Raw genomic sequence first — 24,293 nt, 5'->3', positions numbered from 1 at the left:
GAGGTGAGCATATCACCTCCGATCAGGTGGCCAGTATCAGTGTGCCACTACAGTTGCAACTGCCTAACCGAATCGTGATGGCTCCGATGACGCGCGGTATGGCAAAAGCGGGGATCCCAGGTCCTGAAAATGCGGAATATTATCGTCGTCGCGCACAAGGCAACGTGGGGCTTATCCTGACGGAAGGCACGGTGGTGAACCGTCCTGCTTCGCGTAATATGGCTGGCATTCCCTTTTTCCACGGTGACGCGGCACTGGCTGGCTGGCAGGGCGTTGCCGATGCCGTTCATGCAGCGGGCGGTAAAATTGGCCCACAGATTTGGCACACCGGTTCAACGCGCGCGGGAGAGTGGGAGCCTGATGCCCCGGTAGAAAGCCCTTCTGGCTTGGTCGGACCGGATGCGCCACGCGGCGTGGTGATGACCGAAGAGGATATTGCTGATACGGTGGCCGCCTTTGCCCAAGCGGCAGCGGATGCCAAACGGTTAGGGTTTGACACGTTGGAACTGCACGGTGCGCATGGTTATCTGATTGACCAGTTCTTCTGGCCGGGAACCAATAAGCGTACCGATGCTTTCGGCGGAGCAACCATCCGTGAGCGTTCTCGCTTTGCGGCGGACATTGTGCGTGCCGTTCGCGCTGTCGTTGGCCCTGATTTCCCGATGATCCTGCGTGTTAGCCAGTGGAAACAGCAGGATTATAAAGCGCGTCTGGCGACATCACCGCAAGAAGTGACGGAATGGCTGGCACCGCTGGTTGAGGCGGGCGTTGATATTCTGCACCGCTCACAACGTCGCTTCTGGGAGCCGGAATTCCCGGACATTGACGGCGAGCAAGGGTTGAATTTTGCCGGCTGGGCGAAGAAGTTAACCGGTGCGGCCACCATCAGCGTTGGGTCGGTGGGATTAAGCTCTGACTTCTTTGCTGCCTTTGGCGGTGAAGGATTGGGTGCGGCAGCATTGGATAACCTGTATACGCGTATGGAGCGGGACGAGTTTGATCTAATCGCCGTAGGTCGGGTTCTGCTTTCTGATGCGCACTGGGCAGAAAAAGTCCAGTCGGGTCAGACGTATTCTCTACGCGGATTTAATGCGGCAGACTTAGCCGTACTTGCCTGATATATCTCCATGACAAAGGGAGCCAATGGCTCCCTTCGCAGACACAGCAATGAGGGCGGCGCTTAACGTGCCGCTTCGTAGATCTTCTGCCTCACTTCTGGCGTAATATCAGTGTGTTCCCCGAGCGCCGTCATGCCGTGTTCTTTCAGTTTGGCAACCAGCGTTGGAATGGTGCTGCCATCCAATTGATAATCCGCCATGTGGGTTGGTACGCCCATTTTCTCGAAGAACGCACGCGTGGCCGCGATAGCACCATCAATGCGTTGATCTTCGCTACCTTCACGCAAATCCCATACGCGTTCTGCATATTGCAGCAGTTTGGCGCGTTTTTGCGCCTTTTTCGCTTGCAGCAAGGAAGGCAATACGATCGCCAGCGTTTGCGCATGGTCAAGCCCGTGCAATGCGGTCAATTCATGGCCCATCATATGAGTAGCCCAATCCTGCGGCACGCCTGCACCGATCAATCAATTCAGCGCCATGGTGGCACTCCACATTACGTTGGCCCGGACTTTGTAGTTTTCCGGTTCGGCTAGCGCGCGTGGGCCTTCTTCAATCAGCGTTAACAGCAAGCCTTCAGAAAAACGATCCTGCACTTTGGCATCCAACCGGATAGGTCAGATACTGCTCAACGGTATGCACAAATGCATCGACAACGCCGTTGGCAACCTTACGCGGCGGCAAACTGTAGGTGACGACCGGATCGAGTACGGCAAACAGGGGGAAGGTGTAGGGGGAGAAGAAGGGCAGCTTATCACCCATGGTTTTACGACTGATAACGGCACCATTGTTAGATTCAGAACCGGTTGCTGGCAGGGTCAGTTCGCAAGCCATTTTCACGGCATTCGTCACTTGTGCGCCGGTGGTTTGCAGAATATGCCAGGGATCTTGCGCGGCTTCATAGTGTGCAGCGGCAGCGATAAATTTGGTGCCATCGGCGACCGAGCCACCGCCCACCGCGAGCAGAAAGTCAATGTTTTCAGCACGGACCAATTCAACGGCTTTCATCAGCGTTTCATAAGACGGGTTCGGTTCAATACCGCCGAACTCACGCACATCACGGCCATCCAGCGCCTGATAAACCTGATCCAGTACGCCTTTACGCTTGATGCTACCGCCACCGTAAGTGATAAGGATGTGCGCATCAGCAGGAATTTCTTTGCCTATTTCGGCAATTTTGCCTTCACCAAACAGAATTTTGGTCGGGGTATGAAGTGTGAAATTTTGCATAGGGTAATTATCCAGTTCAACGCCTTGATAAGAAATCCCGGGTAACGCTTGCGGGAGATGGTGGGTCAAGATCACATTAATAACAAAACCCAACAATTAGAAAGGCACATTTACCCCTATATCGGTGATATGGCTGCGTATTCGCATGCGATCGATCATCGATTCGCATCTAAGGTCGATCACGTTTTCGCATCGTAATCGATCACCCGGGAACCTAACTTTTTTATCGTTTTAGCGTGTTTCTTCTGCGCTTTCCACTGCCAGGCTATTTTTCCTTAATGATTCTCCCTGAAGCTCCACTCTGTGAGAGTTGTGGATCAGCCGATCCAGGAAGGCATCTGCCGCCGTCGGGTTTTCCATCACTCCGTACCATTGCTCCACCGGCAACTGGCTGATAAGGATCGTGCTGGTTTGCCCATATCGCTCTTCCGTTATTTCCAGCAAGTCATTGCATTGCCGCGTTGTGATAACTTCAAGACCAAGGTCGTCCAAGATAAGAAACTCTATTTTTTGAAGCTGTTTCAGTTGCTTAAGCCAGCTGCCGTCCAGTCGGCCCTGCTCAAACTGATCCAGCAGCCGACCCATGCGCCAGTATTGAACGCTTCTCTTTTGCCGGCACGCCTGCTCGCCCAGGGCACAACCTACCCAGCTTTTTCCTCTGCCAGTTGGCCCTGTTATCAGGATATTCTTGCTGTGGGTGATGTAATGCCCGTTCAGAAGCTCGCGCATCTGTTCGGCCTTTAACCCTCGGGAGACCGGATAGTACATACCCTCAGGGGTTGCACCGTGGCGCAACCGTGCCTGCTTTCTCAACCGCCCAACACGGCTGTTTTCACGATTCAGTAGCTCTTCTTCGACAAGTAACCCCAGGCGTTCTGCGAACCCCAGCTCATTGTATGTACCAGGTGCCTCACGCTGGCGTATCATGCCATCGGCCATTGCCGACAGCTTCAGCGTTCTAAGTTTGGTTAGCAGGTCATCAGTCATAACGACTCCCTTTTTCAGTGGTAATATTTTGGACCACGCAGATTCTCGTGCTCCAGTGGAAGCTGTAACTCTCTATTTCCTTTAACTGTTTCTCCGATGCCCTCCCTGTTGTGACGCAGCAGATTCTCGATAAAACGCCTTTCCGGATGGTTCAGCCCGCAGGCCTTGTCACAGGCTTTTTCCAGCCGTTCGGCACCGTATTTTTTCTGGAGCGACAGTAGGCCGAGAACAGCCCGATAAGCCTGCTCAGGATGATTCTTCGCGTTTAGCATCGCTTCCACCACCTGCCGGGTCGCCTTGCCGGTTCTCGCGGCATTATCCAGCAGCTTTTCAGGTGTCCAGCTGCTGTGCCCGCGGTGATTGACCGGCATGTGTGCCGGATTCGTGCTGTGGCTGTACTGCCGATCGCTGCGAGGGTGCTGAGCCACGCAGCGGCCCTTATGCCAGACCTGGACCAACGTCTGACCCGCTTTTACCGACAGCCTTTCACCAACCAGCTCATGGGGAACGGAGTACCAGTGGCGGTCGTATTCGACGTGATAGTCAGGAGCGACCTTCACCGCACGGTATTCGGTGTATTCATAGGGCATGGCTGGCAACGGCTGCAGGCACGGCGCATCGAGCAGCGCAAAGCGCTGCGCTCGGCTCTGGCCCCCATAACCTTTCATTGGCCGGTTATTCAGCTCGGTCATCAGCTCACTGAGCCTGACGTTGAGCGCATGCATCGTATGGAAGGTTTCATTGCGTATTCGCGCCAGGAGCCACCTTTCGACCAGCAGGACGCCGTTTTCCACTTTGGCCTTGTCTTTCGGTTTGTAGGGTCTGGCTGGCATCACTACCGTGCTGTAATGCGAGGCCAAAGACTGATAGCTGTCGTTGATGACCGGCTCGTAGCGATCTGCTTTGCTCACCGCGCTACGCAGATTATCGGGTACCAGCAGGGCTGGAACGCCGCCGAGGAAGGTCAGGCAGTGGCTGTTAGCATTCAGCCAGCTCATCATGTCCTGACCGGGGCAGGCTTCTGCATAGGTATAATTTGACGCTCCCATGACAGCGACGAAGATGGCGACCCGGCGCACATTTCCCGTATCGGGGTCGGATACCGGCACCGTGGGCCCGCAGAAGTCGATGAACAGCTTCTCACCGGCACGGTGGGTCTGGCGCATCGAGCGTTTCTGGCATTTCTTCCATTGGCGATAACAACGGCAGAACTGAGAGTAGCCCAGCGCCATTTCTCCGGTTTCGGTGCTGTATTCTATCCACAACAGCTGCCTGGTAACCCCTGGCCGTCTTAGCTCGGTATCGATATACAGCCAGTCTGGCGCGATAAGCTCCGAGGTGCGCATTCTGCGGGTGGGGAACAGCATCTTTTCCAGTTTTTCTGGCAAGAGCGCATCAGGCAATGGCCACGACAGCGATGCGGCGGTAAAACGGGAGAGCACCTCATAAACTGTGGAAGGGCTGACCCTAAGAGCAGCGGCGATGGTGCGATTAGACTGGTTGCACTCAAATTTGAGTTTGAAGATCTGAAGACAAGTCTCCATGGGACTCCTGCTTTTTCTCTTTCTGGCCATCGTTATCTCCATTTCAGTAGAAACTGCGAACGGAGAGGAGGTTAGAAGAGTTAAGTCCCGGAGTGATCGATACGACGCGAATCAGTGATCGACCTTAGATGCGAAATCGTGATCGATTGTCATGCGAATCACTGATCGATCACGATGCGAATATGCAATATGGCTGTATCCGATTGTGAAACCCGTTATTGGTTGGAGTGTTTTGACCGTATGCAGCATATTCCGATAGCTGCGGGAAAAATGTTTCAGATATGTAGACGAGCGTTAAAATTCTGTCGGGTTCGTCGATATGCCATAAGTAATGCGCTAGATGACTTAACCATAGGGGATGTTGGAAAAATATCAGGAAAAAGAGACAGGGTGTTAACTGATGTGGAAACAGGTCAATTATGGCTAGTCATAAATAATGAAAATGCATTGCTGCCTTAGACCCTGTACATAAATTTGTGTAATTGCCTGATTTTGATATGTTCAATCCAACATCAAAAACAGGTTAATTTATGGACGAAAAACAGTTGCAGGCTCTGGCTAACGAACTGGCCAAAAATATCAAAACCCCTGGCGATCTCAGCCAATTCGATCGCCTGCTGAAGAAAATCAGCGTTGAGGCTGCTCTCAACGCCGAAATGTCCCACCATCTGGGCTACGATAAAAATCAGCCCAAACCGGGGGCCAACTCCCGCAACGGCTATTCCACAAATACCGTGACCACCGGCGATGGCCCTCTGGCACTACGTACTCCGCGCGATCGTGATGGCTCCTTCGAACCACAACTGGTGAAGAAAAACCAGACCCGGATCACCGGGATGGATAACCAAATCCTGTCCCTGTACGCCAGAGGGATGACCACCCGCGAGATAGCGTCTGCGTTCAACGAGCTGTATGACGCGGATGTCTCACCGGCGCTGGTCTCGAAGGTCACCGACGCCGTGATGGAACAGGTTACTGAATGGCAAAATCGTCCACTGGATGCAGTCTATCCCATTGTTTACCTTGACTGTATCATCCTGAAGGTCCGGCAGGACAGTCGCGTCATCAATAAATCCGTGTTCCTGGCACTGGGTATCAACATCGAGGGCCAGAAAGAACTGCTGGGTATGTGGCTGGCCGAAAACGAGGGCGCGAAGTTCTGGCTCAATGTGCTGACAGAACTAAAAAACCGCGGCCTGAACGATATCCTCATCGCCTGTGTCGACGGTCTGAAAGGCTTCCCGGACGCCATCAACGCGGTGTATCCGGAAGCCCGCATCCAGCTGTGCATCGTGCACATGGTACGCAACAGCCTGAGGTTCGTCTCTTGGAAGGAGTACAAAGCCGTCACACGCGACCTGAAAGCCATCTATCAGGCCGCTACGGAAGAAGCAGGCCAGCAGGGGCTGGAAGCATTCGCCAGCGCATGGGACAGCCGCTATCCACAGATAAGCCGGAGCTGGCAGACGAACTGGAGCAATCTGGCAACGTTCTTCGCTTACCCGGCAGATATCCGCAAAGTCATCGACACAACCAACGCCATCGAGTCGCTGAACAGTGTGATCCGGCATGCGATTAAAAAACGCAAGGTGTTCCCGACTGACGACGCAGTGAAAAAGGTGGTGTGGCTGGCAATCCAGTCGGCCTCACAGAAATGGACGATGCCACTGCGGGACTGGCGTATGGCAATGAGCCGTTTTATTATCGAGTTCGGTGACCGCCTGGACGGTCACTACTGAGAAAGGCATTTACACAGAATCATGTACAGGGTCCCTAAAAGGCAATTTAGTTATTTATTAATTTATCTATATAAAAAAGCCGGAAGTGATCCTTATATCCTTCCGGCCATTTTTTACCTACAGCAGTCCCGCACTCCATCCGCCTTGCTTACCATCCGCTTAACCGCTCGCTGCCTCTGCTGAAGCTGCTGCCGAAGTGCCTGCACCTCGTCGCTGTCAGGTATCAACACAATGCAGCCCTCAGCGATACGCACCGTTACGCCAGTGCTGGCGTCAAATCCGGGCTCTCTGAGCCACTTGCCGGACAGGTTCATCGCCGGAGTGGATATATAGCTATTTTGCGGTCGGTATCCCACGATGCAGCGGCGCTCGGTTTTGGAAATGCGTGGTTCTGGACGATAGCTGAGATACCGACTTTGTTTTCAGTGTCCATAACGGTGAATCACACTCGACATTTAACCCGCAAAAGGAATTTCGCGAGCAGGCTCTACGCACGAGTTTAGTAGGGAGATATCAAACCGATTTGTATACGCACAGATCTTGAAGAATATGAATGAAATAAAAGGAGATAAGATTTTTCTTTTCAAGACATTATAGACATCACTATCCGTCTATAAAATATGAATTGGTACGACCAAGTGGACTCGAACCACCGACCCCCACCATGTCAAGGTGGTGCTCTAACCAACTGAGCTATGGTCGTACTGTATGCAGTATCAATCAATTAGTTGATTAGATACATTTTTTGGCACTCCCGCTAGAGGAGTGGTCGCTATTATGGCGTTGTCCTCCCGTGATGGCAAGTGCTTTATTACCGAGTGCTGAATGTTTGTGCTGCGTGCTTCCCCGTAGGTCATTTATCCTGATAGCGTATCGCATCGATAAACAGAGCAAATGCCGTAGGGTGCTGCTTGCGTGTCGGATAATAAAGATAGTAGCCGGGAAACGGCGCGCACCATTCTTCCAGCACTCGCGTCAGGGTACCCGCTTCAAGTTCCTGACAAACCACATCTTCCGGCACGTAAGCCAGGCCGAAACTGTGGTATGCGGCATCAATGCGTTGGCGCAGGCTGTTGAATGTTAACTGTCCATCCACGCGCACCCGCATTTCGCGACCGGCATGCGCAAACTCCCAGGCATATAATCCACCTAACGTAGGCAAACGCATATTAACGCAATGGTGTTGCTGCAACGACTGAGGGGATGAGGGCACACCGTTGCGCTCAAGGTAGTCGGGCGAACCGACAACGGCCATGCGCATCTCCGGGATGATACGCACCGCCACCATGTCTTTTGCCACCTGTTCGCCCAGGCGAATGCCTGCATCGAAGCGCTCGCTGACGATATCGGTGAGTGCGTTATCAACCGTGATTTCAATATTGATATCCGGGTAAGTGGCGAGGAACGATTTCAGTATGGGCCATAGCACATAATCGGTGGCGTGTTCACCGGCTGTGATACGGATATTGCCCGCCGGACGCGCACGCATGTCGCGCAGCGCGATGAGTTCGTTTTCAATGTCGGCCAGATGGGGTTCAAGACGGCTTGCGAGTTGCTCGCCGACCTCTGTTGGCGCGACGCTGCGCGTGGTGCGGGTGAGTAATCGCAGTTCCAGACGCTCTTCCAAACTGCGTACCGAATGGCTCAGCGCGGATTGCGATACCCCAAGGTGAGCGGCAGCTTTGTTAAAGCTGCGCTCTCTGGCAACCGCCAAAAATGACAGCAGATCGTTGAAGTTTTCTTTCAGCATGTGGCCTTCCGGTTTGCGCCACCGGTGCTGTGCGGCGGCGCGTATATCAAAGGATTACTGTGCGCTGGGCGCAGGCAGTGAGGCCATATCGATGACAAAACGGTAACGCACATCGGCGTGTTCCATACGATCGAATGCCTCGTTGATCTGGTCCATACGAATCATTTCACAGTCGGGCAGGATCTGTTTTTTCGCAAAGAAATCAATCATCTCCTGCGTTTCACGGATGCCGCCAATCAGCGATCCGGCGATCCGTCGGCGTCCGAGGATCAACGGCACCGTAGTCGGTTCTGCCAGTGGGCCAACTTGTCCCACCAACACCAGCGTGCCGTCGACTTTCAACAAGGGCATGTAGAGGTTAACGTCGTGCTTGACCGGAACGGTATCGATAATCAGATCTAAATGGGATTGTGCGGCCGCCATGGCGGCGCTGTCGCTGGAAACCAGCAACCGGTCTGCCCCGAGCGATAACGCATCGGCTTCTTTGCTGTTGGTGCGGCTCATTACCGTCACATCTGCGCCGAGACCCGCCGCCAGCTTGACGGCCATATGGCCTAAACCGCCCAGTCCAATGACGCCAACCCGGCTGCCGGGGCCGACATTCCAAGTGCGTAGCGGAGAGTAGGTGGTAATACCTGCGCACAGCAGTGGCGCGACATGCGCCAGCGTCAGAGTATCCGGTACGCGCAGCACAAACTCTTCACGCACCACTAAATGCTTGGCGTAGCCGCCGTAGGTGTTTTCTCCGGTGATGCGATCGGGCGCGTTATAGGTATCGTTTCTGCCGTTGGTGCAAAACTGCTCCTCACCCTGGTGGCAATGGTCGCACTCCTGGCAACTGTCGACCAGACAACCCACTGCAACCGCATCGCCCACGCGAAAACGGGTAACGTCCGGGCCGAATTGAGTGACTCGTCCAACTATCTCGTGGCCGGGCACGGCGGGGTACTGTGTCCACCCCCAGTCATTGCGTGCTGTATGTAAATCCGAGTGACACACGCCGCAGTATAAAATTTCCATAGCAACATCATTGGCGCGCAGGGCGCGGCGCTCAAAGGTGAACGGGGCAAGCGGCGTGCTGGGGCTCAGTGCGGCGTAACCGATGGTTTTCATGATAGGCTCTCTGTTTGGCGTGATTGACGGTTTGCGTCTAAATAAAAAGATGATGCGGCTTGTCATCAGTGTGCATCGCCGTGTTATGGCGACGCGAAACGGTATTACATCGAGCGTATCGCATCGCGTAATCCGATACCAGATAGCAAAATGTGCATGTACCAATGAGTATAATTCATGAATTTTGATGCGATACATGCGTTTTTCTTCTTATGCGCTGCCGCGGTGATGGCATTTCGCATAAATGAATGACAAACGCTGTTCTCGTTTGCCATGCTACTGAGATCACAATTTTAACATCCTCTAGGCTGTGTCCCTTAATCCCATGAGTTATACTAACTGTTTGTTTCTAGATCATTTTGAACTATGGCTCGCTACGACCTTCCCGATGAAGCATGGGCTATCATCCAGCCCTTACTCCCTGCTGAACCAGCAACACCACAGGCCGGACGCCCATGGGCTGAGCATCGCATGATTATCAATGGCATGTTCTGGGGGTGTGCTCTGGTGCCCCATGGCGTGATTTACCTGAGCGATACGGCCCATGGAAAACCGTTTATAACCGCTTTAACCGATGGTCAAAATCGGGAGTCATTAACATTATTTTCAATAAGTTACTTTCATCACTTGATGCCCATGGCCTCGTGGACTGGTCAGCGACTGCGCTGGATGGTAGCAATATCAGGGCGCTGAAATGTGCTGCCGGTGCTCAAAAAAACATCCCGATATCACCGGAGATAATGGGCTGGGTCGCTCTCGAGGTGGTTTTGGCACCAAAATCCATCTGGATACAGACGGAAGTGGTCTTCCGTTAAACATCGTGTTGAGCCCCGGTCAGGCTCATGAAAGTCAGTTTGCACTACGTCTTTTGGACGGTATTGGTGTTCAACGCCAGAACGGCAGTATGAAACGCCGTGGTCATGCGGTACTCGCTGACAAGGCGTACTTCGGGCATGTATTACGTAACGAGCTGAAAAACAGAGGTATAAAAACTGTCATCCCCCGAAAATCCACTGAAAAAATGGCGGTGGATGGTCGTTCAAAGCTCGATCGTGACGCCTACCGCAATCGGAACGTTGTTGAGCGGTGCTTTGGCCGTCTGAAAGAATACCGTCGCATTGCGACACGTTACGACAAAACGGCGAGGAATTATCTGGCAATGTTGAAACTGGGCTGCATCCGCCTGTTTTACCAGAGGTTATGTAATTAAGGGACACAGCCTAAATAGCTGTTCCTAATACCGCTACACTTTTGCCTGTCCATGTTTTCCACTGGGAAACGGGCTGACGGTTTCCATGAAGCGGCGAACCTTGTTCAGTAACTGCCACATTGAACAGCATTGATGATTGCGGGTAATGGTTTCATGCAACGCCTGCCATAACCGCTCTACATGATTTACCCATGGTGAGTACACCGGCTGATAAATAACCCTGAATTTCGGGTTTTCTTCCAGCCAGCGCTGCGTCTCCCGGCTTTTGTGAATAATGTAGTTATCAACTATCAGCGTGAGCGTTTTTGCCCGTCTGTACGTTGCTCTCAGATACTCTAACATACTGATAAACAAACACGAAATTTTACTGTTTCCTCCAACATCGCTGACTTTTCCCGTCCCGCTGTGTAATGCACCCGCCAGATAATATTTCTCGTTCTGGCCCGGCGTCACGATGCGTTTCTGCTTCCCGCGAACCTGCCAGTCCGCGCCAATTTTGGGATTCAGATGAATATCCACTTCGTCTTCGTAAAAGACGGGATGTTCCGCGCTGCATTGTTCCAGCGCCATCGCGATGGCCTCCATTTTTTCTTCCTTACTGCGGGTCGCGGATACGCAGCGTAGGAGCTGCGCGTCGCCACACCAGACCGGCAGAAGGCAGCCAACGGCGCACCGTGGAAGCATGCAACTGTCAACCGGTTATCTCATTGATTTTTATCGCTAGCAGTTCCGTGCTCCAGCGCGAACGCTGATAGCCAAAATCATGAGGGGAACGCTTTACGAACTGGATTAACAGTGCGCAGATCTGTTCAAACGGCCAGCGACGGCCACGACCGGGCCGCAGAGATTTGAGGCCTTCAATGCCGTACAGGGTGAGCCAGTTAATCCATCTGCCGATTGACGAACGGGCGCAGCAAAGCATTCTGGCGACATCGCTCACGCGCTCGCCCCGGTGCAACATCAGGATGGCGGTCAGCCTGCGGGCGTGATTCTTGTCACGCGTTTTATGGAGAGTTTTCTTCATCAGGCGTCGTTCGTTACGGGGTATCGGTGCTATGCTCGACATCGCTCAGTCCGGTTGATGATTTGGGATCTTTATCGATTGATCAGATCGCTCAACTCGGACTGAGTTCCCTTCAGGTGTTCTACTATTCGGAACAGTTATTTAGAACAAGAAATAAACATTAAATTAATCAACCGCACAACGCGCACGTTTTCATTAACGGAGTTTGGGGTTATTTTTGCGCAGCGCTGTGAGCGTATTGTCGATGAATTCGATCAATTAATGGCGCTTGTCGATGCGCATCAGGGGCAGGGGACATTAGATCATGCTTTTATCGGCGTTATTCCTCCTGTCGGGCGTATGGATTTTTTTAAAAACTTCCTGGCATTAAATCAGACTGTCAAAAATATTAATTACTCCTTTGTTGATGGCTCTAGCCATGCCCTCATTGAAAAAGTGAAAAACACCACGTTGCTTGCATCGTTCGGTACGCCGTCACAAGAGGAGTGATGTAGCCCCCTGTAACACCAAACAGTAGCTGTATCTCCAGATAAGAGATAGGCTTAGATATATGTCTAACAATCATGCTAATTTTGAAATGACCGGGATCCTGTTAGGGCAAGAAGTCCGTAAGCGTAAAACTCCGCAAGAGAAAATCGCCATCATTCAGCAGACAATGAAGCCGGGGATGAACGTCTCCCATGTAGCCCGCCTGCATAGCATCCAGCCCAGCCTTTTGTTTAAGTGGAAGAAGCAATACCAGGAAGCAAGCCTCACCGCCGTTGCGGCCGGAGAAGAAGTGGTTCCAGATTCGGCGCTGGCGACTGCCCTCAAGCCACCTCGTTATACACAAGTCCGCAACGCCTTATATGCCAAGGGTTAGCGGGCTGAAATAGGCAGCCGGTGGGGTTGTAAATGAAGTGAAACCGACGTGTACTATCGCCATTTACGGCGCTGAAAAATGACACGGGATTCAGATGGCTGGGTACACCAAGAACTGGAAGGGGTAAATCTTGGTGACACGAGGCTAAATAAGCGTGCCAAAGGGCTTTTGATACGGCTGGCTGAGAATCCGCAAGCCAGCATTCCGCATGCGTGCCTCGGATGGTCTGAGACGCTGGGTGCTTACCGCTTCATGGAGAACCAAGCATTCGAATGGCGAGACATTCTGCAACCTCACTGGCAGCGTACGCAGGAAAGGATCCGAGAACACGAGGTTGTGCTGTGTATCCAAGACACTACCGAGCTTGACTTCAACGGGCAGCAAATCCAAGGCTTGGGTCCCTTGAACTACGAAGCCAGGCGTGGTCTGTACCTGCATCCGACCTACGCGGTCAGTCCGGATCGCGTGGGGTTGGGCGTACTGGATGCGTGGATGTGGGCAAGAGAGCCGAAGGATGCAGACGGAAAACGCGATGGGCTCAAGGAGAGTACGCGCTGGCTCGAGGGATACGAGCGAGTTGCTGAACTCGCCTCGGAGTTGCCAAACACACGTCTGGTGTACTTAGCCGATCGCGAAGCGGATATCAAGGCGTTGATGCAGCTCGCTGATGACCTTGGCACTCCGGCTGACTGGTTGATCCGCTCGACTCATAATCGCAGTCTGGACTGTAATGAGAAGCTTTGGCAGAAGGTTGGAAAGACCGTGCCGGTGGGAGAAATCCAATTCGTTATGGCGGCTCGCGCGGGGCAGAAGGCGCGTACGGTGAAACAGGCGCTGCGCGTGAAGCGAGTGTCGCTGCGTTGCGGGTTGGCAGTGACTTGTGTGATAGCCAAGGAAATTGAGCCGCCAGCAGGCGTGAAGCCGGTCGAGTGGCGGTTGCTGAGCAATCGCGTACCTGAAGGACGAGAAGATATCGTGGAGCTGATCGACTGGTATCGGGCTAGATGGGAAATCGAGATGTTCTTCAATGTGCTGAAGAACGGCTGCTGTGTCGAAGCGTTACAGTTATCGACCGTGGATCGCATTGAGCGGGCATTGGCGCTGTTCATGATCGTGGCATGGCGCATCGCCTATTTAATGCGTATGGGACGAACCTGTCCAGAGCTAGACGCAATGTTGTTCTTTGATTCCGACGAGACTCATGGCGCTTACCTACTGATGAACAAGCGTATGCCCAAGGGCCGCCCTAAGCTAAACGAAGTATTGCGCTTAGTTGCGCAACTCGGAGGCTTTCTTGCTCGAAAAGGCGACGGTGAACCAGGCGCAAAAACTATCTGGAAAGGCTTGCAGAAAGTCATGACGGCCGCCGAAACGCTACGCGCGCTCAGGCACGAACAGAGATGTGTATAACGAGGTGCCCTCAAGCAGGTCCGGGAGCTACAGCGCCTTCTGGGTAAGAAGACGATGGAAGTTGAGATCCTCAAAGAAGCAGTGGAGTACGGCCAGTCGCGAAAATGGATAGCGCACGCGCCCTTGTTGCCAAAGGACGGGGAATAGCTCTGGTCAGCCGCGCCATGAGCGTGTCGCGTGCGCAGCTGTCACTGCGGGTTAACCGTTCTGCCGACTGGCTGGACAGGCGCAGCAACCGGCGTAATGACGAAGCTGATGCTGAGATATTATCGGACATCCTCCGTATCATCAGCGACATGCCCAGTGACGGTTACCGCCGAGTGTGGGGTATCCTGGGTAAGCAACGTCGTGCAGAGGGACTTCCACCGGTGAACGCCAAACGGCTTTACAGGATAATGAGCGAGCATAACCTGCTGTTGTTGCATGATAAAACTGAACGTCCGAAGCGGGAGCATAAAGGCAAAATCGCGGTAGCAGAGAGCGATATGCGCTGGTGCTCAGATGGCTTCGAGTTCGGTTGTGACAACGGCGAGAAGCTGCGGGTGACGTTCGCACTGGACTGCTGCGACCGGGAGGCCATAGACTGGGCAGCGAGCACCAGGGGTTATGACAGTTCAACCGTGCAGGATGTGATGCTGAGGTCGGTGGAAAAACGCTTCGGTAGCGCGCTGCCGGATAAACCAGTGCAATGGCTGACGGATAATGGTTCAGCGTACACAGCGCATGAAACGCGGAAGTTCGCCAGAGAACTGAATCTGGAGCCCTGCACAACAGCAGTGAGCCGTCCACAGAGTAACGGCATGGCAGAACGGTTCGTGAAGACGATGAAGAAAGATTACATCGCCTTCATGCCAAAACCCGATGTGCGAACAGCGCTGAAGAACCTTGCAGCGGCGTTCAATCATTACAATGAAAACCATCCGTACAGTGCGCTGGGATACAACTCCCCAAGAGAATATCGGCGCCAGCGGACATCGTTAACTTAAGAGACAAAAGCTGTCCGGAGATGGTGGGTCAAGATCACCGTCACAAGAGGAGCTTGATGATGGTTTGCTGGAACATCAGTTAGTGCTGGATGTAGTGGCACACTGATACTGGCCACCTGAGCGGAGGTGATATGCTCACCTCATCAACACGACAGGTGACCTCATGGGTAAACATTTTACGGCGGAATTTAAGCTCGAAGCCGCAAAGCTGGTTGTCGACCACGGCTACACATACGTTAAGGCCGCAGAGGCGGTTAATGTCAGCCATTCTGCCATTAGTCGCTGGGTCAATAAGCTTCGCCTTGAACGACAGGGAAAAACGCCAACGGGACTTCCTCTTACCCCTGAACAGCTCGAGCTGCGTGAGATGAAGAAAAAAGTCCAATGCCTTGAAATGGAGAACGAAATCCTAAAAAAGGCTACGGCGCTCTTAATGTCGGACTCACTCAACGGTTCACGGTAGTCGACAGGCTGAGGGCGCGATACCCGGTCACGGCGTTGTGCCAAACTTTTGAGGTACATCGCAGCAGCTACAGGCACTGGCAGGCTTCCGCTAATGAACCCGACGGTGAGCGCGTGGTTAAGTGTAGTCGCGTCATGGAAGCCTGGAACGCCAGCGGCGGCTCTGCCGGCGCTCGAAGTATCGCGACCATCGTCACCGGCAGCTCTGGTGTCAAAATGGGGCGCTGGCTGGCTGGCAAGCTGATGAAGGAGCTGGGTATCGCCAGCTGCCAGCGACCGGCTCACAAATACAAACGCGGCGGCAATGAACACGTTGAAATACCGAACTATCTCAACCGCCAGTTCGCGGTTACCGCGCCGGATCAGGTCTGGTGCGGCGATGTGACCTACATCTGGACGGGCAAATGCTGGGCTTACCTTGCGGTGGTGCTAGATCTGTTCGCCCGCAAACCGGTGGGCTGGGCCATGTCGACGTCGCCGGACTCGGCGCTGACAGTTAAAGCGTTGCAGATGGCCTGGGAACTCCGGGGACAACCAACAGGAGTCATGTTCCACAGCGACCAGGGCAGCCACTATACCAGCCGTCAATACCGGCAAGCCCTGTGGCGCTGCCGGATAAAGCAGAGTATGAGTCGGCGGGGTAACTGCTGGGATAATGCGCCAATGGAGCGGTTCTTCCGCAGCCTGAAGACAGAATGGGTGCCGACAAAGGGTTACAACAGCTTCAGCGAAGCCCAGGACGCGATTATCCGCTACATCACGGGGTATTACAGCGCTATCCGGCCTCACTGGTATAACGGCGGCTTAACTCCAAACGAATCTGAGCGACTGTTCTACATACAGTCTAATGCGGTGGCCAATATTAGTTGACCACTACACAGTGCGCCACTTTCGAGTACGTATCCACGAACGTCTGCTGGTAGATACGGCCAACACCTTTCAGATTACCCACGTAGAAGGTGTCCTGCGACCCCAGATAACCCGGGTGAGCAGTCTCTATTTCACCACAGACTTCGTCGTCGTGCGCCTTCTTCTCCAGTGCAGCGATTTGAGCATCAGTAAGTACGATGCCTTCTCTGGCAACTTTTTCCTCAAGTGCCTTCAGGCGCTTACGAAAGTTTTCCAGATCGTGTCGTTGCCAGATGGAGCGCACACCGCTGCCAGAAATGAAGACGCCTTTTTTACGCAGCTCATTACTGGTCCGGTGCTGGCCATGAGCCGGGAACTCAATGGCGTAATCAACAACCGCACGTTCAGTGGCTTCATCAGCACGGTTTTTCAGGTTGGGAACCCGGCGGTTTTGGTTAACCAGAGCGTCAATGCCGCCTTCTGCCGCCAGTTCCTGATAGCGATAAAACGTGTCGCGTGACACCCCCATGATTTTACAGGCTTTTGATACGTTACCGAGTTCTTCGGCGAGATTGAGCAGGCCGGCTTTGTGTTTGATGATGGGATTGTTAGTATGAAGCATGAGAGTTACCTCGTGTTTTGTATAAGGATTCGACACCCATATCAAAACCGGTAACTCTCAACCTTTCAAGGTCCAGTGTCAGATCAAGTCGCGACTAATACAGCTAAGTACACCAGACGTGTGTTTGGCAACTCCGAGGCGAGTTCAGCAACTCGCTCGTATCCCTCGAGCCAGCGCGTACTCTCCTTGAGCCCATCGCGTTTTCCGTCTGCATCCTTCGGCTCTCTTGCCCACATCCACGCATCCAGTACGCCCAACCCCACGCGATCCGGACTGACCGCGTAGGTCGGATGCAGGTACAGACCACGCCTGGCTTCGTAGTTCAAGGGACCCAAGCCTTGGATTTGCTGCCCGTTGAAGTCAAGCTCGGTAGTGTCTTGGATACACAGCACAACCTCGTGTTCTCGGATCCTTTCCTGCGTACGCTGCCAGTGAGGTTGCAGAATGTCTCGCCATTCGAATGCTTGGTTCTCCATGAAGCGGTAAGCACCCAGCGTCTCAAACCATCCGAGGCACGCATGCGGAATGCTGGCTTGCGGATTCTCAGCCAGCCGTATCAAAAGCCCTTTGGCACGCTTATTGAGCCTCGTGTCACCAAGATTTACCCCTTCCAGTTCTTGGTGTGCCCAGCCATCTGAATCCCGTGTCATTTTTCAGCGCCGTAAATGGCGATAGTACACGTCGGTTTCACTTCATTTACAACCCCACCGGCTGCCTATTTCAGCCCGCTAACCCTTGGCATATAAGGCGTTGCGGACTTGTGTATAACGAGGTGGGCTACTACCCCCTTCGGAATTTTTAACCACATTGGCACGCGGGCCAATGGCGGTTAGCGTGGGGTCTTGGATCCTCGATGAAGCCTGTGCACAGGCGGCCTATTGGCGTCGGTGTGGTGCACCTGATTTTCGCATCGGCGTGAATTTGTTCGATGTGCAACTGACGACAGGGGATCTGGCCGCAGAGGTCGCGGACGTGCTGAAACGCCACGGTCTTCCCACAGAAGCCTTGGAAATTGAATTAACGGAAAATATCGCCCTGAATAATAACAATGATTCAATCATGTCGGACACACTGCAAAAAATTCGTGATATGGGTGTTTCTATTGCCTTCGATGATTTTTGTACGGGCTATGCGTCGTTGAGTATGCTAAATCAGTACCCGGTAACGCGCATAAAAATTGATCGCTCATTTATTCAAAATTTGCTCACTTCACGACGCGATGCCTCTGTTGCTTATGCCATTCTTGATATTGCCCGTAATTTCGAGATTGAAACGATTGCCGAGGGAATCGAAACCGCAGAGCAGTGGCATGACTTACGCCAGCACGGCTGTCAGGAAGGGCAAGGCTATTGGTTTGGTAAGCTGTTGGAGGCGCAAGCATTTTCCTCGAAATTCGGGCTTGTTCCTCAGACGCTCAGGAAGAAAGTTAATCCATAATCAGGCTGTTAGGGGAAAAGGTGGTGTGAGTATTTACGATGATCCACATACTGTTTTGAATAAGATAAATTGCCTGAGTTAACACATTATCTTAATTTTGTGCCCAGCCAGTGTGACCCAATGGCTGGGTGGGTAATGCCTTCAAATAGTTGGCTTTTGTGATATTCTGCCGCTATTTGAGGTTTCCACGTGGTTACTGTTTTTGTTCATTGCCCTCGCTGCCATTCAGATAAAGTTTATCGACATGGCCTTAGTCCAACTAAGCGCGAACGCTTCCGGTGTCAGTGCTGTCGCCGTGTATTCCAGCTTACCTACCGCTATGAAGCGCGAAAGCCGGGAGTCAAAGAGCAGATCGTTGATATGGCCTTCAACGGTGCCGGTGTTCGCGATACTGCCAGAACGTTGAAAATCGGCATCAATACGGTCATCCGGGCTTTAAAAAGCTCTCGCCCCGCAGGATAACGTCTTCTCCCGTTGCTCACGCCGACGTCGCCCTTATCTGTGAACTTGATGAGCAATGGAGCTTCGTTGGCAGTAAGGCGCTACAGCACTGGCTCTGGTACGCTTACAATACCAAAACGGGCGGTGTTCTGGCCTACACTTTTGGCCCCCGAACCGATGAGACCTGCCGTGAATTGCTGGCTCTGTTGACACCGTTCAACATCGGCATGATTACCAGTGACAACTGGGGCAGCTATGCAAGAGAGGTTCCGAAGCAGAAAGATCTGACTGGCAAGATCTTCACGCAACGCATAGAGCGCAATAACCTGACGCTCCGTACCCGCATTAAACGACTGGCGCGTAAAACGATTTGCTTCTCGCGCTCCGTCGAGATCCACGAAAAAGTCATCGGAGCCTTCATCGAAAAACACATGTTCTACTAATTGGAGTCATTACCGCTGGGTGTTATTATTTTGGACCGTCCGTATTACAGTGGGTTTAGGCCTTGCGGTGCTGTTCTGGCGACGGTGGGTAATCTGGCGATACCAAACCCGGTGAAGCCGTATATTAGCGCGAAGAAGATCGCTGTATAGCATTGGATTGCCCATGGAACAAGGTCCAATGTGCTAACCCCCAGGGTGCTGGCCATATACACCCCAGCCGAGGTCCAGGGCAGTAATGGCTCAGTCACTGTACTCGCGTCCTCCACCGTTCGCGACAGGTTCTTGGTGTCCAGTCCCATACGCAGATAAGATTCTCTAAACAATTCAGCGGGAATAAGCAGCGCCAACTTCCCGTCACTGGTTGCTCCCGTGACCAATAGGGTGGTTGCCACGGTAGCTGCAATCAACTGACCCACACTGCGAATCGCTTTTAGCAACCGATTAATGATTACGGTCAGGGCCCCTGTCAACGTTAAGGCCCCTGCAAAGGAAAATGCGCAAAGCACCAAGAGGATGGTGCTCATAATGGAGAACATCCCTCCACGATCGAACAAACGGGGAATGTCGCTGATCAAGCCGGTTACCTCTGTACCCTGTGTGGCAAACATTGATGTGTTGAAACCGTGAATCAATGAAATACACCCTTGTTGCAGGGTAAATCCCTGTAGGCCTACGCCGATGCCTATTGCCAAGACGGATGCTGCCAACATAACGGGTATCACAGGGCGTTTGGTGATGGCACCCCATAATACCAGGATGGGCGGGACGAGCAGGATCACGTTAAAGTGATACAAACTCGCTATCGACGTTATAATTTGATCCATCTTATCCAGATTGGCCGTGTGGCTGGGGAGATGGGTATAGCCAAAAAACAGATAGGCCCCGGCGGCTAAGGCAAAGCTTGGCAGGGTGGTATACATAAGATGGCGGATGTGGCTGTAGAGATCAGTTTCAGCGACGATGGCGGCGAAATTGGTGGAATCAGACAGCGGTGACAACTTATCGCCAAAATAGGCCCCTGAAACTACCGCACCCGCCGTGGCGGGTAAAGAGACATCAAGGCCAGCGGCGACGCCCATCAACGCCACCCCCACGGTGCCCGCGGTGCACCATGAGGTACCTGTGCAAACCGACGTTGCGCAGGTGATAAGAAAGGCCGTGATAACGATATATTGAGGGCTGATCAGTTTCAGGCCCCAATACACCATGTAAGGGATCGTGCCACTTAACATCCAGGCTCCGATCATGCCACCGACGCAGATCAATATCAGTATCACGGGCATCGCTTTGGCCAGTTTCGCGACAATTGCGTCTATGATATCTACCCAGTGGTAACCTTGCCAATAGGCAACGGCTGTAGCGACGGCAGCCGAGACCAACAATAGCGACTCTATGGGTAATTTATACTGACCATAACCAATAACCAACAACATGAGCATTGCAACGATGGGAAGCAGTGCCAATCCCAGATTAAGCTCCTTTTTAGCTTTCATTTCTCACTCCTTAATAAGCATTGAAGAGGTCAGCGTAGTAAGAGTAAGGCAGCATAAATGTGATCCCGGACCGCTGTGGGTGTAACGGGTTTCATGTGTTTAATCACTACGACGCGATTCGCATTTTTCTGGCTTGCTCCGGGCTGACAAAGCGGAATTAAACCTGCTTGACCGATGCCCGAGGGATAAGCTCAGCACAATAGGCATTGTTTTGTGGTAGCCCGACGATTCCGGCATTAAGTTGTAAGGCCAGCGTCGCGGCACGGCGTGCCATTTTCTCAATGGGATTATGCATGGTCGTCAAGGTTGGGTGCAGATATTTGGCCCAGGCAATGTCATCGAAGCCCACCAAGGATATGTCGTCGGGGACGCGAACCTGATGGTAGTGAAAGGTTCGCATGATGCCAGCGGCCATGACATCATTAAAGGTGACCAACGCAGTGAAGTTAAGCCCGGACTGTAACAGTTTCTCTGCTGCTAGCTCACCCCCGTGTTCATTAAAGGAAACGCTGATGATCCAGTCATCTGCTACCGGAATCCCAGCGATGTCCATGGCTTTGAGGTAACCTTCGACGCGGTGAGTTCTATCATCGATGGGAATATCTGCCGTGATGCAGGCTATTTTCCGATGGCCATGTTGAATGAGCTGATTGGTTGCGGCCTGAGCGGCACTGACATTATCCAGCCACACACAGCGATTGGCGATGATCGGTAAATAGCGATTAATCACCACCAATGCAGGCGTATGGGCCGCATAGCGCAAGATATCCTCTTCATTCATTCGGGGCAGATGAGCGACAATGGCTTCACACCCTTGATTAATCAGTAAATCAAGCCCGGCTTTTTCCTGCTCAGCGCGATGCCCGCCGCTACAAACGACCAACTGTACTCTGGCTTTACGCGTGGTATCCTCAATGCCCCGCGCCATACGCGAGAAGAAGGGATCATCCAGGTTGCCGGTAAGCAGCCCGAGTGTCTTGCCACTCCTTTTCGCCATGGCGTGTGCGGTAACATTGCGCTGATAGTTGAACTCACGCATCGCCGTTTCAACCCGTTCGCGAGTAACCGGCTTAACGTAAACGTTGTTGTTGATCACTCGGCATACCGTTGCCGCAGAAACACCCGCATGGCGGGCTACATCCTTCATTGTCGCCATGATAACTCCCAGTCATTGCATTGAGAGCTACTTTGTTATCATAGTTAATTGTGCTAGCCCAACATCGCACCCTGTAATTTTTAATGGCTCATTGAGCTTTCGTTATTCAATTTTTTCAACAGGGCGACTGCAACGGCTTCTGAACTGGCCGGGTTCTGTCCATATCGTTATACACATCTTTCTAACGCACTGTTTAATCAATGAGTTACGGGTTTATCTCAGAGTGGCATTTTGAACCTCAAAAAGCCAATGGGATGGCTTGAATGCCTTAATTCACGGGGTTCTGAGCATCCTGTTCAAAAAATGGCCAAAAGATGTGTATAACGATATGGGTTCTGTCCTGTGATCAGATTGCCATCTTCCACGACGAACGGCATCCAGTCGGCACCTTTTTGGTAATGTGCGCCAGCAGCAATAAAGGTATCTTCGATTAAAAACGGGACGACATGGGTTAACTCAACGGCCTCTTCTTCGCTATTGGTGAAGCCGGTAACGTTACGTCCTTTGATGAGCAGATCGCCCGTCGCGGAGGTAACCTTACGCAGCACACCCGGTGAATGGCAGACAAAGGCCACTGGTTTCCCGGTGCGATCGAACGATTCAATCAGTGCAATCGATGTTGCTGACTCCGCAAGATCCCATAGCGGGCCGTGGCCGCCAGGATAGAACACGGTGTCAAAATCCTCCTGAGATACGGTTCCAGTTTGACCGTTTGAGAAAGCGCGTCCTGTGCGTCTTTATCCGCTTTAAAACGCGCCGTCAGCGCTGTCTGAAACTCAGGAAGATCGCTTTTGGGATCCAGTGGCGGCTGGCCACCGGCCGGGGAAGAGAGAACCACTTCAGCTCCCGCATCTTTAAAGACATAGTAGGGCGCGGCAAACTCCTCCAACCAAAAGACTGTTTTCTTTCCTGTGTTGTGCAGTTCGGCATGGGATGTCAGAACCATTAAAATTTTCATTGTTAACCTCGATACTGCTGGTGCGGGTGAATTAGCTGTTCAGGAACGCTTCGGCAACAGCCGCTTTATCCTGATAAGGCGCGCGAAGACGAAGATTGGTCATGCCGGCGCTGTCCTGAACAACAACCGGTTTTGCATGACTGAAACGTCTGAAACCATGGATACCGTGATATGCACCGGTTCCTGAAGCCCCGATGCCGCCAAAGGGTAGGCTATCGATTGCAGCATGAGTAATGACATCGTTGATGACCAAGGCACCAGACGTTGTCCTTGTGGCGATTTGGCGTTGACGCTCCACGTCATGGCCAAAGTAGTAGGCAGCAAGTGGACGCGGGCCCGCGTTGATGTAACGAATGGCGTCATCGATCCCTGCCGCGTATGTTTTTAACGGTAGGAGTGGCCCGAAGATCTCTTCCTGCATCACGAGCATCTCTTCTGTGACGCCAAGAATAAGATGCGGCGCGATCTTTCTGCTGTGCGGATCAAAATCAGGTTCGTTATCGGGACATAGACTGATGATGTTAGCCCCCTTGCGGGTAGCATCGTCCAGCGGCATGAGTAATCGTTGATAGTGTCTGTCGTTAATAATAGCGGTGTAATCCGTATTGCGCTGAAGCGTTGGATAGCTCTCGTGCATAAAACGTTTTGCCGCATCGACAAAGTCCGCTTCGGATGATTCCGGCAGCAGGACATAATCCGGGGAGATGCAGATTTGTCCGGCATTAAATGTCTTTATCGTCAGTATCCGTTCGGCGGCGATGCGGATGTCTGCATCGGTATTCAACACTACCGGGGATTTTCCTCCCAGTTCAAGCGTAACGGGAACCAGATTTTCGGCAGCCGCGCGCATGACGTGACGGCCAACCGCCGTGCTGCCGGTAAAGACCAGATGATCGAACGGTAACTGACTAAACGCCTGACCTACATCCGCATCACCCAACACCACCACGAGCTCATTCGAATCAAAGTAATGAGGGACCAGCTCTGCGAGAAATTCAGAGGTAAAAGGCGTCAGCTCGGAGGGTTTCAGCATCGCGGTGTTGCCCGCTGCAAATATACCCACCAGCGGACCGAAGGCGAGGTTTATTGGAAAATTCCACGGGCTGATAATGCCCACCTCGCCCAGCGGCTGTGGTTCGATCCAGGCCTGCATTCCAGGAACTCGGCTGCTTCCGGTTGCATCCATTGCTCCAGCTTTTCGGCGGAATGCATCAACATATTGATGGTGGTTATCAGATCGGCGGCCTGCGTCTGATAGCCGCTGCGATGACCAAAATCGCGCCCTATCGCATCGGTCAGGGCCACATGGTTGTCACGAATCAAGGCGGCGCTGCGAATAAGACGATCGCGGCGTAATGCAGCCGTGGCGGGCTCATTCTGTCGATGGTACTTCTTCATTGCGTCAAGGATGTGTGATAACGCCTGATAATTATGTTGTTCGCTCATATGACTTTCCTGTTGG

13 protein-coding genes, 1 tRNA gene and 11 pseudogenes are annotated in these 24,293 nt (G+C 52.7%); 11 read left to right on the top strand and 14 right to left on the bottom strand.

The genetic code is table 11. The features are described 5' to 3' along the window. The first annotated feature begins 26 nt into the window (after positions 1 to 26). On the top strand, positions 27 to 1,118 hold the full coding sequence (locus tag ACWWJF_RS24530) for an NADH:flavin oxidoreductase (protein ID WP_455870802.1): 1,092 nt from the start codon (positions 27 to 29) through the stop codon (positions 1,116 to 1,118). A 62-nt stretch (positions 1,119 to 1,180) separates the two neighbouring features. On the opposite strand, the pseudogene yqhD reads toward ACWWJF_RS24530, so the two are convergent. The 3 genes and pseudogenes from yqhD to istA all read right to left on the bottom strand — a co-directional run bounded on the left by yqhD (position 1,181) and on the right by istA (position 4,876). Next, positions 1,181 to 2,345: pseudogene (yqhD, locus tag ACWWJF_RS24525) on the bottom strand (alcohol dehydrogenase). A gap of 231 nt (positions 2,346 to 2,576) precedes the next feature. Beyond that, positions 2,577 to 3,332, bottom strand: a complete 756-nt coding sequence (gene istB / locus ACWWJF_RS24520; RefSeq protein WP_455870801.1) for an IS21-like element helper ATPase IstB — start codon at positions 3,330 to 3,332, stop codon at positions 2,577 to 2,579. A 14-nt stretch (positions 3,333 to 3,346) separates the two neighbouring features. Next, positions 3,347 to 4,876, bottom strand: coding sequence for an IS21 family transposase (istA, locus tag ACWWJF_RS24515; RefSeq protein WP_455868471.1), 1,530 nt, complete (start codon positions 4,874 to 4,876; stop codon positions 3,347 to 3,349). A gap of 180 nt (positions 4,877 to 5,056) precedes the next feature. Here istA and ACWWJF_RS24510 point away from each other — a divergent pair. Next, a pseudogene (locus tag ACWWJF_RS24510) lies at positions 5,057 to 5,332 on the top strand (integrase); the annotation flags it as partial. Between the two features lie 74 nt (positions 5,333 to 5,406). Beyond that, on the top strand, positions 5,407 to 6,615 hold the full coding sequence (locus ACWWJF_RS24505; protein WP_455870800.1) for an IS256 family transposase: 1,209 nt from the start codon (positions 5,407 to 5,409) through the stop codon (positions 6,613 to 6,615). A gap of 113 nt (positions 6,616 to 6,728) precedes the next feature. On the opposite strand, the gene ACWWJF_RS24500 is transcribed toward ACWWJF_RS24505, so the two are convergent. The 4 genes from ACWWJF_RS24500 to ACWWJF_RS24485 form a co-directional block, all read right to left on the bottom strand. Continuing rightward, positions 6,729 to 6,974, bottom strand: a complete 246-nt coding sequence (locus tag ACWWJF_RS24500) for a SymE family type I addiction module toxin (RefSeq protein ID WP_455871253.1) — start codon at positions 6,972 to 6,974, stop codon at positions 6,729 to 6,731. A 267-nt stretch (positions 6,975 to 7,241) separates the two neighbouring features. Beyond that, a tRNA-Val gene (locus ACWWJF_RS24495) sits at positions 7,242 to 7,318 on the bottom strand. Positions 7,319 to 7,468: 150 nt separating this feature from the next. Further along, positions 7,469 to 8,365 carry a LysR family transcriptional regulator gene (locus ACWWJF_RS24490; RefSeq protein WP_455870799.1) on the bottom strand — a complete coding sequence of 299 codons (897 nt, stop codon included), beginning with the start codon at positions 8,363 to 8,365 and terminating at the stop codon, positions 7,469 to 7,471. 54 nt (positions 8,366 to 8,419) lie between these two features. Further along, positions 8,420 to 9,478 carry an NAD(P)-dependent alcohol dehydrogenase gene (locus ACWWJF_RS24485; RefSeq protein ID WP_455871252.1) on the bottom strand — a complete coding sequence of 353 codons (1,059 nt, stop codon included), beginning with the start codon at positions 9,476 to 9,478 and terminating at the stop codon, positions 8,420 to 8,422. 366 nt (positions 9,479 to 9,844) lie between these two features. Between ACWWJF_RS24485 and ACWWJF_RS24480 the strand changes: the two are divergent. Beyond that, positions 9,845 to 10,688 (top strand): annotated as a pseudogene (locus ACWWJF_RS24480) (IS5 family transposase). Positions 10,689 to 10,721: 33 nt separating this feature from the next. Here the strand turns inward: ACWWJF_RS24480 and ACWWJF_RS24475 are convergent. Then, positions 10,722 to 11,754: pseudogene (locus ACWWJF_RS24475) on the bottom strand (IS630 family transposase). A gap of 219 nt (positions 11,755 to 11,973) precedes the next feature. On the opposite strand from ACWWJF_RS24475, the gene ACWWJF_RS24470 reads away from it, so the two are divergent. The 5 genes and pseudogenes from ACWWJF_RS24470 (at position 11,974) to ACWWJF_RS24450 (ending at position 16,302) form a co-directional block, all read left to right on the top strand. Next, positions 11,974 to 12,201 carry a hypothetical protein gene (locus tag ACWWJF_RS24470; protein WP_455870798.1) on the top strand — a complete coding sequence of 76 codons (228 nt, stop codon included), beginning with the start codon at positions 11,974 to 11,976 and terminating at the stop codon, positions 12,199 to 12,201. A gap of 88 nt (positions 12,202 to 12,289) precedes the next feature. Then, positions 12,290 to 12,526, top strand: a pseudogene (locus ACWWJF_RS24465) (transposase); the annotation flags it as partial. Between the two features lie 126 nt (positions 12,527 to 12,652). Further along, positions 12,653 to 13,984 (top strand): IS4 family transposase, encoded by a 1,332-nt coding sequence (locus ACWWJF_RS24460; RefSeq protein WP_455870797.1) that lies wholly within the window; start codon positions 12,653 to 12,655, stop codon positions 13,982 to 13,984. Positions 13,985 to 13,990: 6 nt separating this feature from the next. Further along, positions 13,991 to 14,970, top strand: a pseudogene (locus ACWWJF_RS24455) (IS3 family transposase); the annotation flags it as partial. A 163-nt stretch (positions 14,971 to 15,133) separates the two neighbouring features. Then, positions 15,134 to 16,302 (top strand): IS3 family transposase gene (locus ACWWJF_RS24450; protein ID WP_455868400.1). Its coding sequence is split into 2 segments (ribosomal slippage): positions 15,134 to 15,389 and positions 15,389 to 16,302, totalling 1,170 coding nucleotides; the frame shifts between segments, so codons are not numbered across the junction. A gap of 13 nt (positions 16,303 to 16,315) precedes the next feature. Here the strand turns inward: ACWWJF_RS24450 and ACWWJF_RS24445 are convergent. Beyond that, positions 16,316 to 16,903: pseudogene (locus ACWWJF_RS24445) on the bottom strand (helix-turn-helix domain-containing protein); the annotation flags it as partial. Positions 16,904 to 17,004: 101 nt separating this feature from the next. Continuing rightward, positions 17,005 to 17,553, bottom strand: a pseudogene (locus ACWWJF_RS24440) (IS4/Tn5 family transposase DNA-binding protein); the annotation flags it as partial. Positions 17,554 to 17,686: 133 nt separating this feature from the next. On the opposite strand from ACWWJF_RS24440, the pseudogene ACWWJF_RS24435 reads away from it, so the two are divergent. Together ACWWJF_RS24435 and ACWWJF_RS24430 are read left to right on the top strand one after the other, a co-directional pair. Then, a pseudogene (locus tag ACWWJF_RS24435) lies at positions 17,687 to 18,340 on the top strand (EAL domain-containing protein); the annotation flags it as partial. A gap of 189 nt (positions 18,341 to 18,529) precedes the next feature. Further along, positions 18,530 to 19,224 (top strand): IS1 family transposase gene (locus tag ACWWJF_RS24430; protein ID WP_455870796.1). Its coding sequence is split into 2 segments (ribosomal slippage): positions 18,530 to 18,773 and positions 18,773 to 19,224, totalling 696 coding nucleotides; the frame shifts between segments, so codons are not numbered across the junction. A gap of 44 nt (positions 19,225 to 19,268) precedes the next feature. Here the strand turns inward: ACWWJF_RS24430 and nhaC are convergent. From nhaC to ACWWJF_RS24410, 4 genes and pseudogenes are all read right to left on the bottom strand, one after another. After that, the gene (gene nhaC / locus ACWWJF_RS24425; RefSeq protein ID WP_455870795.1) at positions 19,269 to 20,717 is read right to left on the bottom strand and encodes a Na+/H+ antiporter NhaC; all 1,449 of its coding nucleotides are present in this window, start codon (positions 20,715 to 20,717) and stop codon (positions 19,269 to 19,271) included. A gap of 157 nt (positions 20,718 to 20,874) precedes the next feature. Continuing rightward, the gene (locus ACWWJF_RS24420; RefSeq protein ID WP_455870794.1) at positions 20,875 to 21,873 is read right to left on the bottom strand and encodes a LacI family DNA-binding transcriptional regulator; all 999 of its coding nucleotides are present in this window, start codon (positions 21,871 to 21,873) and stop codon (positions 20,875 to 20,877) included. A 296-nt stretch (positions 21,874 to 22,169) separates the two neighbouring features. Further along, positions 22,170 to 22,831 (bottom strand): annotated as a pseudogene (locus ACWWJF_RS24415) (type 1 glutamine amidotransferase domain-containing protein). A gap of 31 nt (positions 22,832 to 22,862) precedes the next feature. Next, positions 22,863 to 24,277, bottom strand: a pseudogene (locus ACWWJF_RS24410) (coniferyl aldehyde dehydrogenase). Positions 24,278 to 24,293 lie beyond the last annotated feature (16 nt).

This window comes from Symbiopectobacterium sp. Eva_TO (genome assembly GCF_053848865.1).
Note: the sequence above shows the minus strand (reverse complement) of the source record. Positions and strands in the feature narration are given on the sequence as shown.

Excerpts from the sequence above, each read along its gene's own strand:
- ACWWJF_RS24485 (WP_455871252.1), bottom strand. The coding sequence starts at position 9,478 with ATGAAAACCATCGGTTACGCCGCACTGAGCCCCAGCACGCCGCTTGCC.
- istA (WP_455868471.1), bottom strand. The coding sequence starts at position 4,876 with ATGGAGACTTGTCTTCAGATCTTCAAACTCAAATTTGAGTGCAACCAG.
- ACWWJF_RS24505 (WP_455870800.1), top strand. The coding sequence starts at position 5,407 with ATGGACGAAAAACAGTTGCAGGCTCTGGCTAACGAACTGGCCAAAAAT.
- istB (WP_455870801.1), bottom strand. The coding sequence starts at position 3,332 with ATGACTGATGACCTGCTAACCAAACTTAGAACGCTGAAGCTGTCGGCA.
- ACWWJF_RS24490 (WP_455870799.1), bottom strand. The coding sequence starts at position 8,365 with ATGCTGAAAGAAAACTTCAACGATCTGCTGTCATTTTTGGCGGTTGCC.
- ACWWJF_RS24470 (WP_455870798.1), top strand. The coding sequence starts at position 11,974 with ATGGCGCTTGTCGATGCGCATCAGGGGCAGGGGACATTAGATCATGCT.
- nhaC (WP_455870795.1), bottom strand. The coding sequence starts at position 20,717 with ATGAAAGCTAAAAAGGAGCTTAATCTGGGATTGGCACTGCTTCCCATC.
- ACWWJF_RS24420 (WP_455870794.1), bottom strand. The coding sequence starts at position 21,873 with ATGGCGACAATGAAGGATGTAGCCCGCCATGCGGGTGTTTCTGCGGCA.
- ACWWJF_RS24460 (WP_455870797.1), top strand. The coding sequence starts at position 12,653 with ATGACACGGGATTCAGATGGCTGGGTACACCAAGAACTGGAAGGGGTA.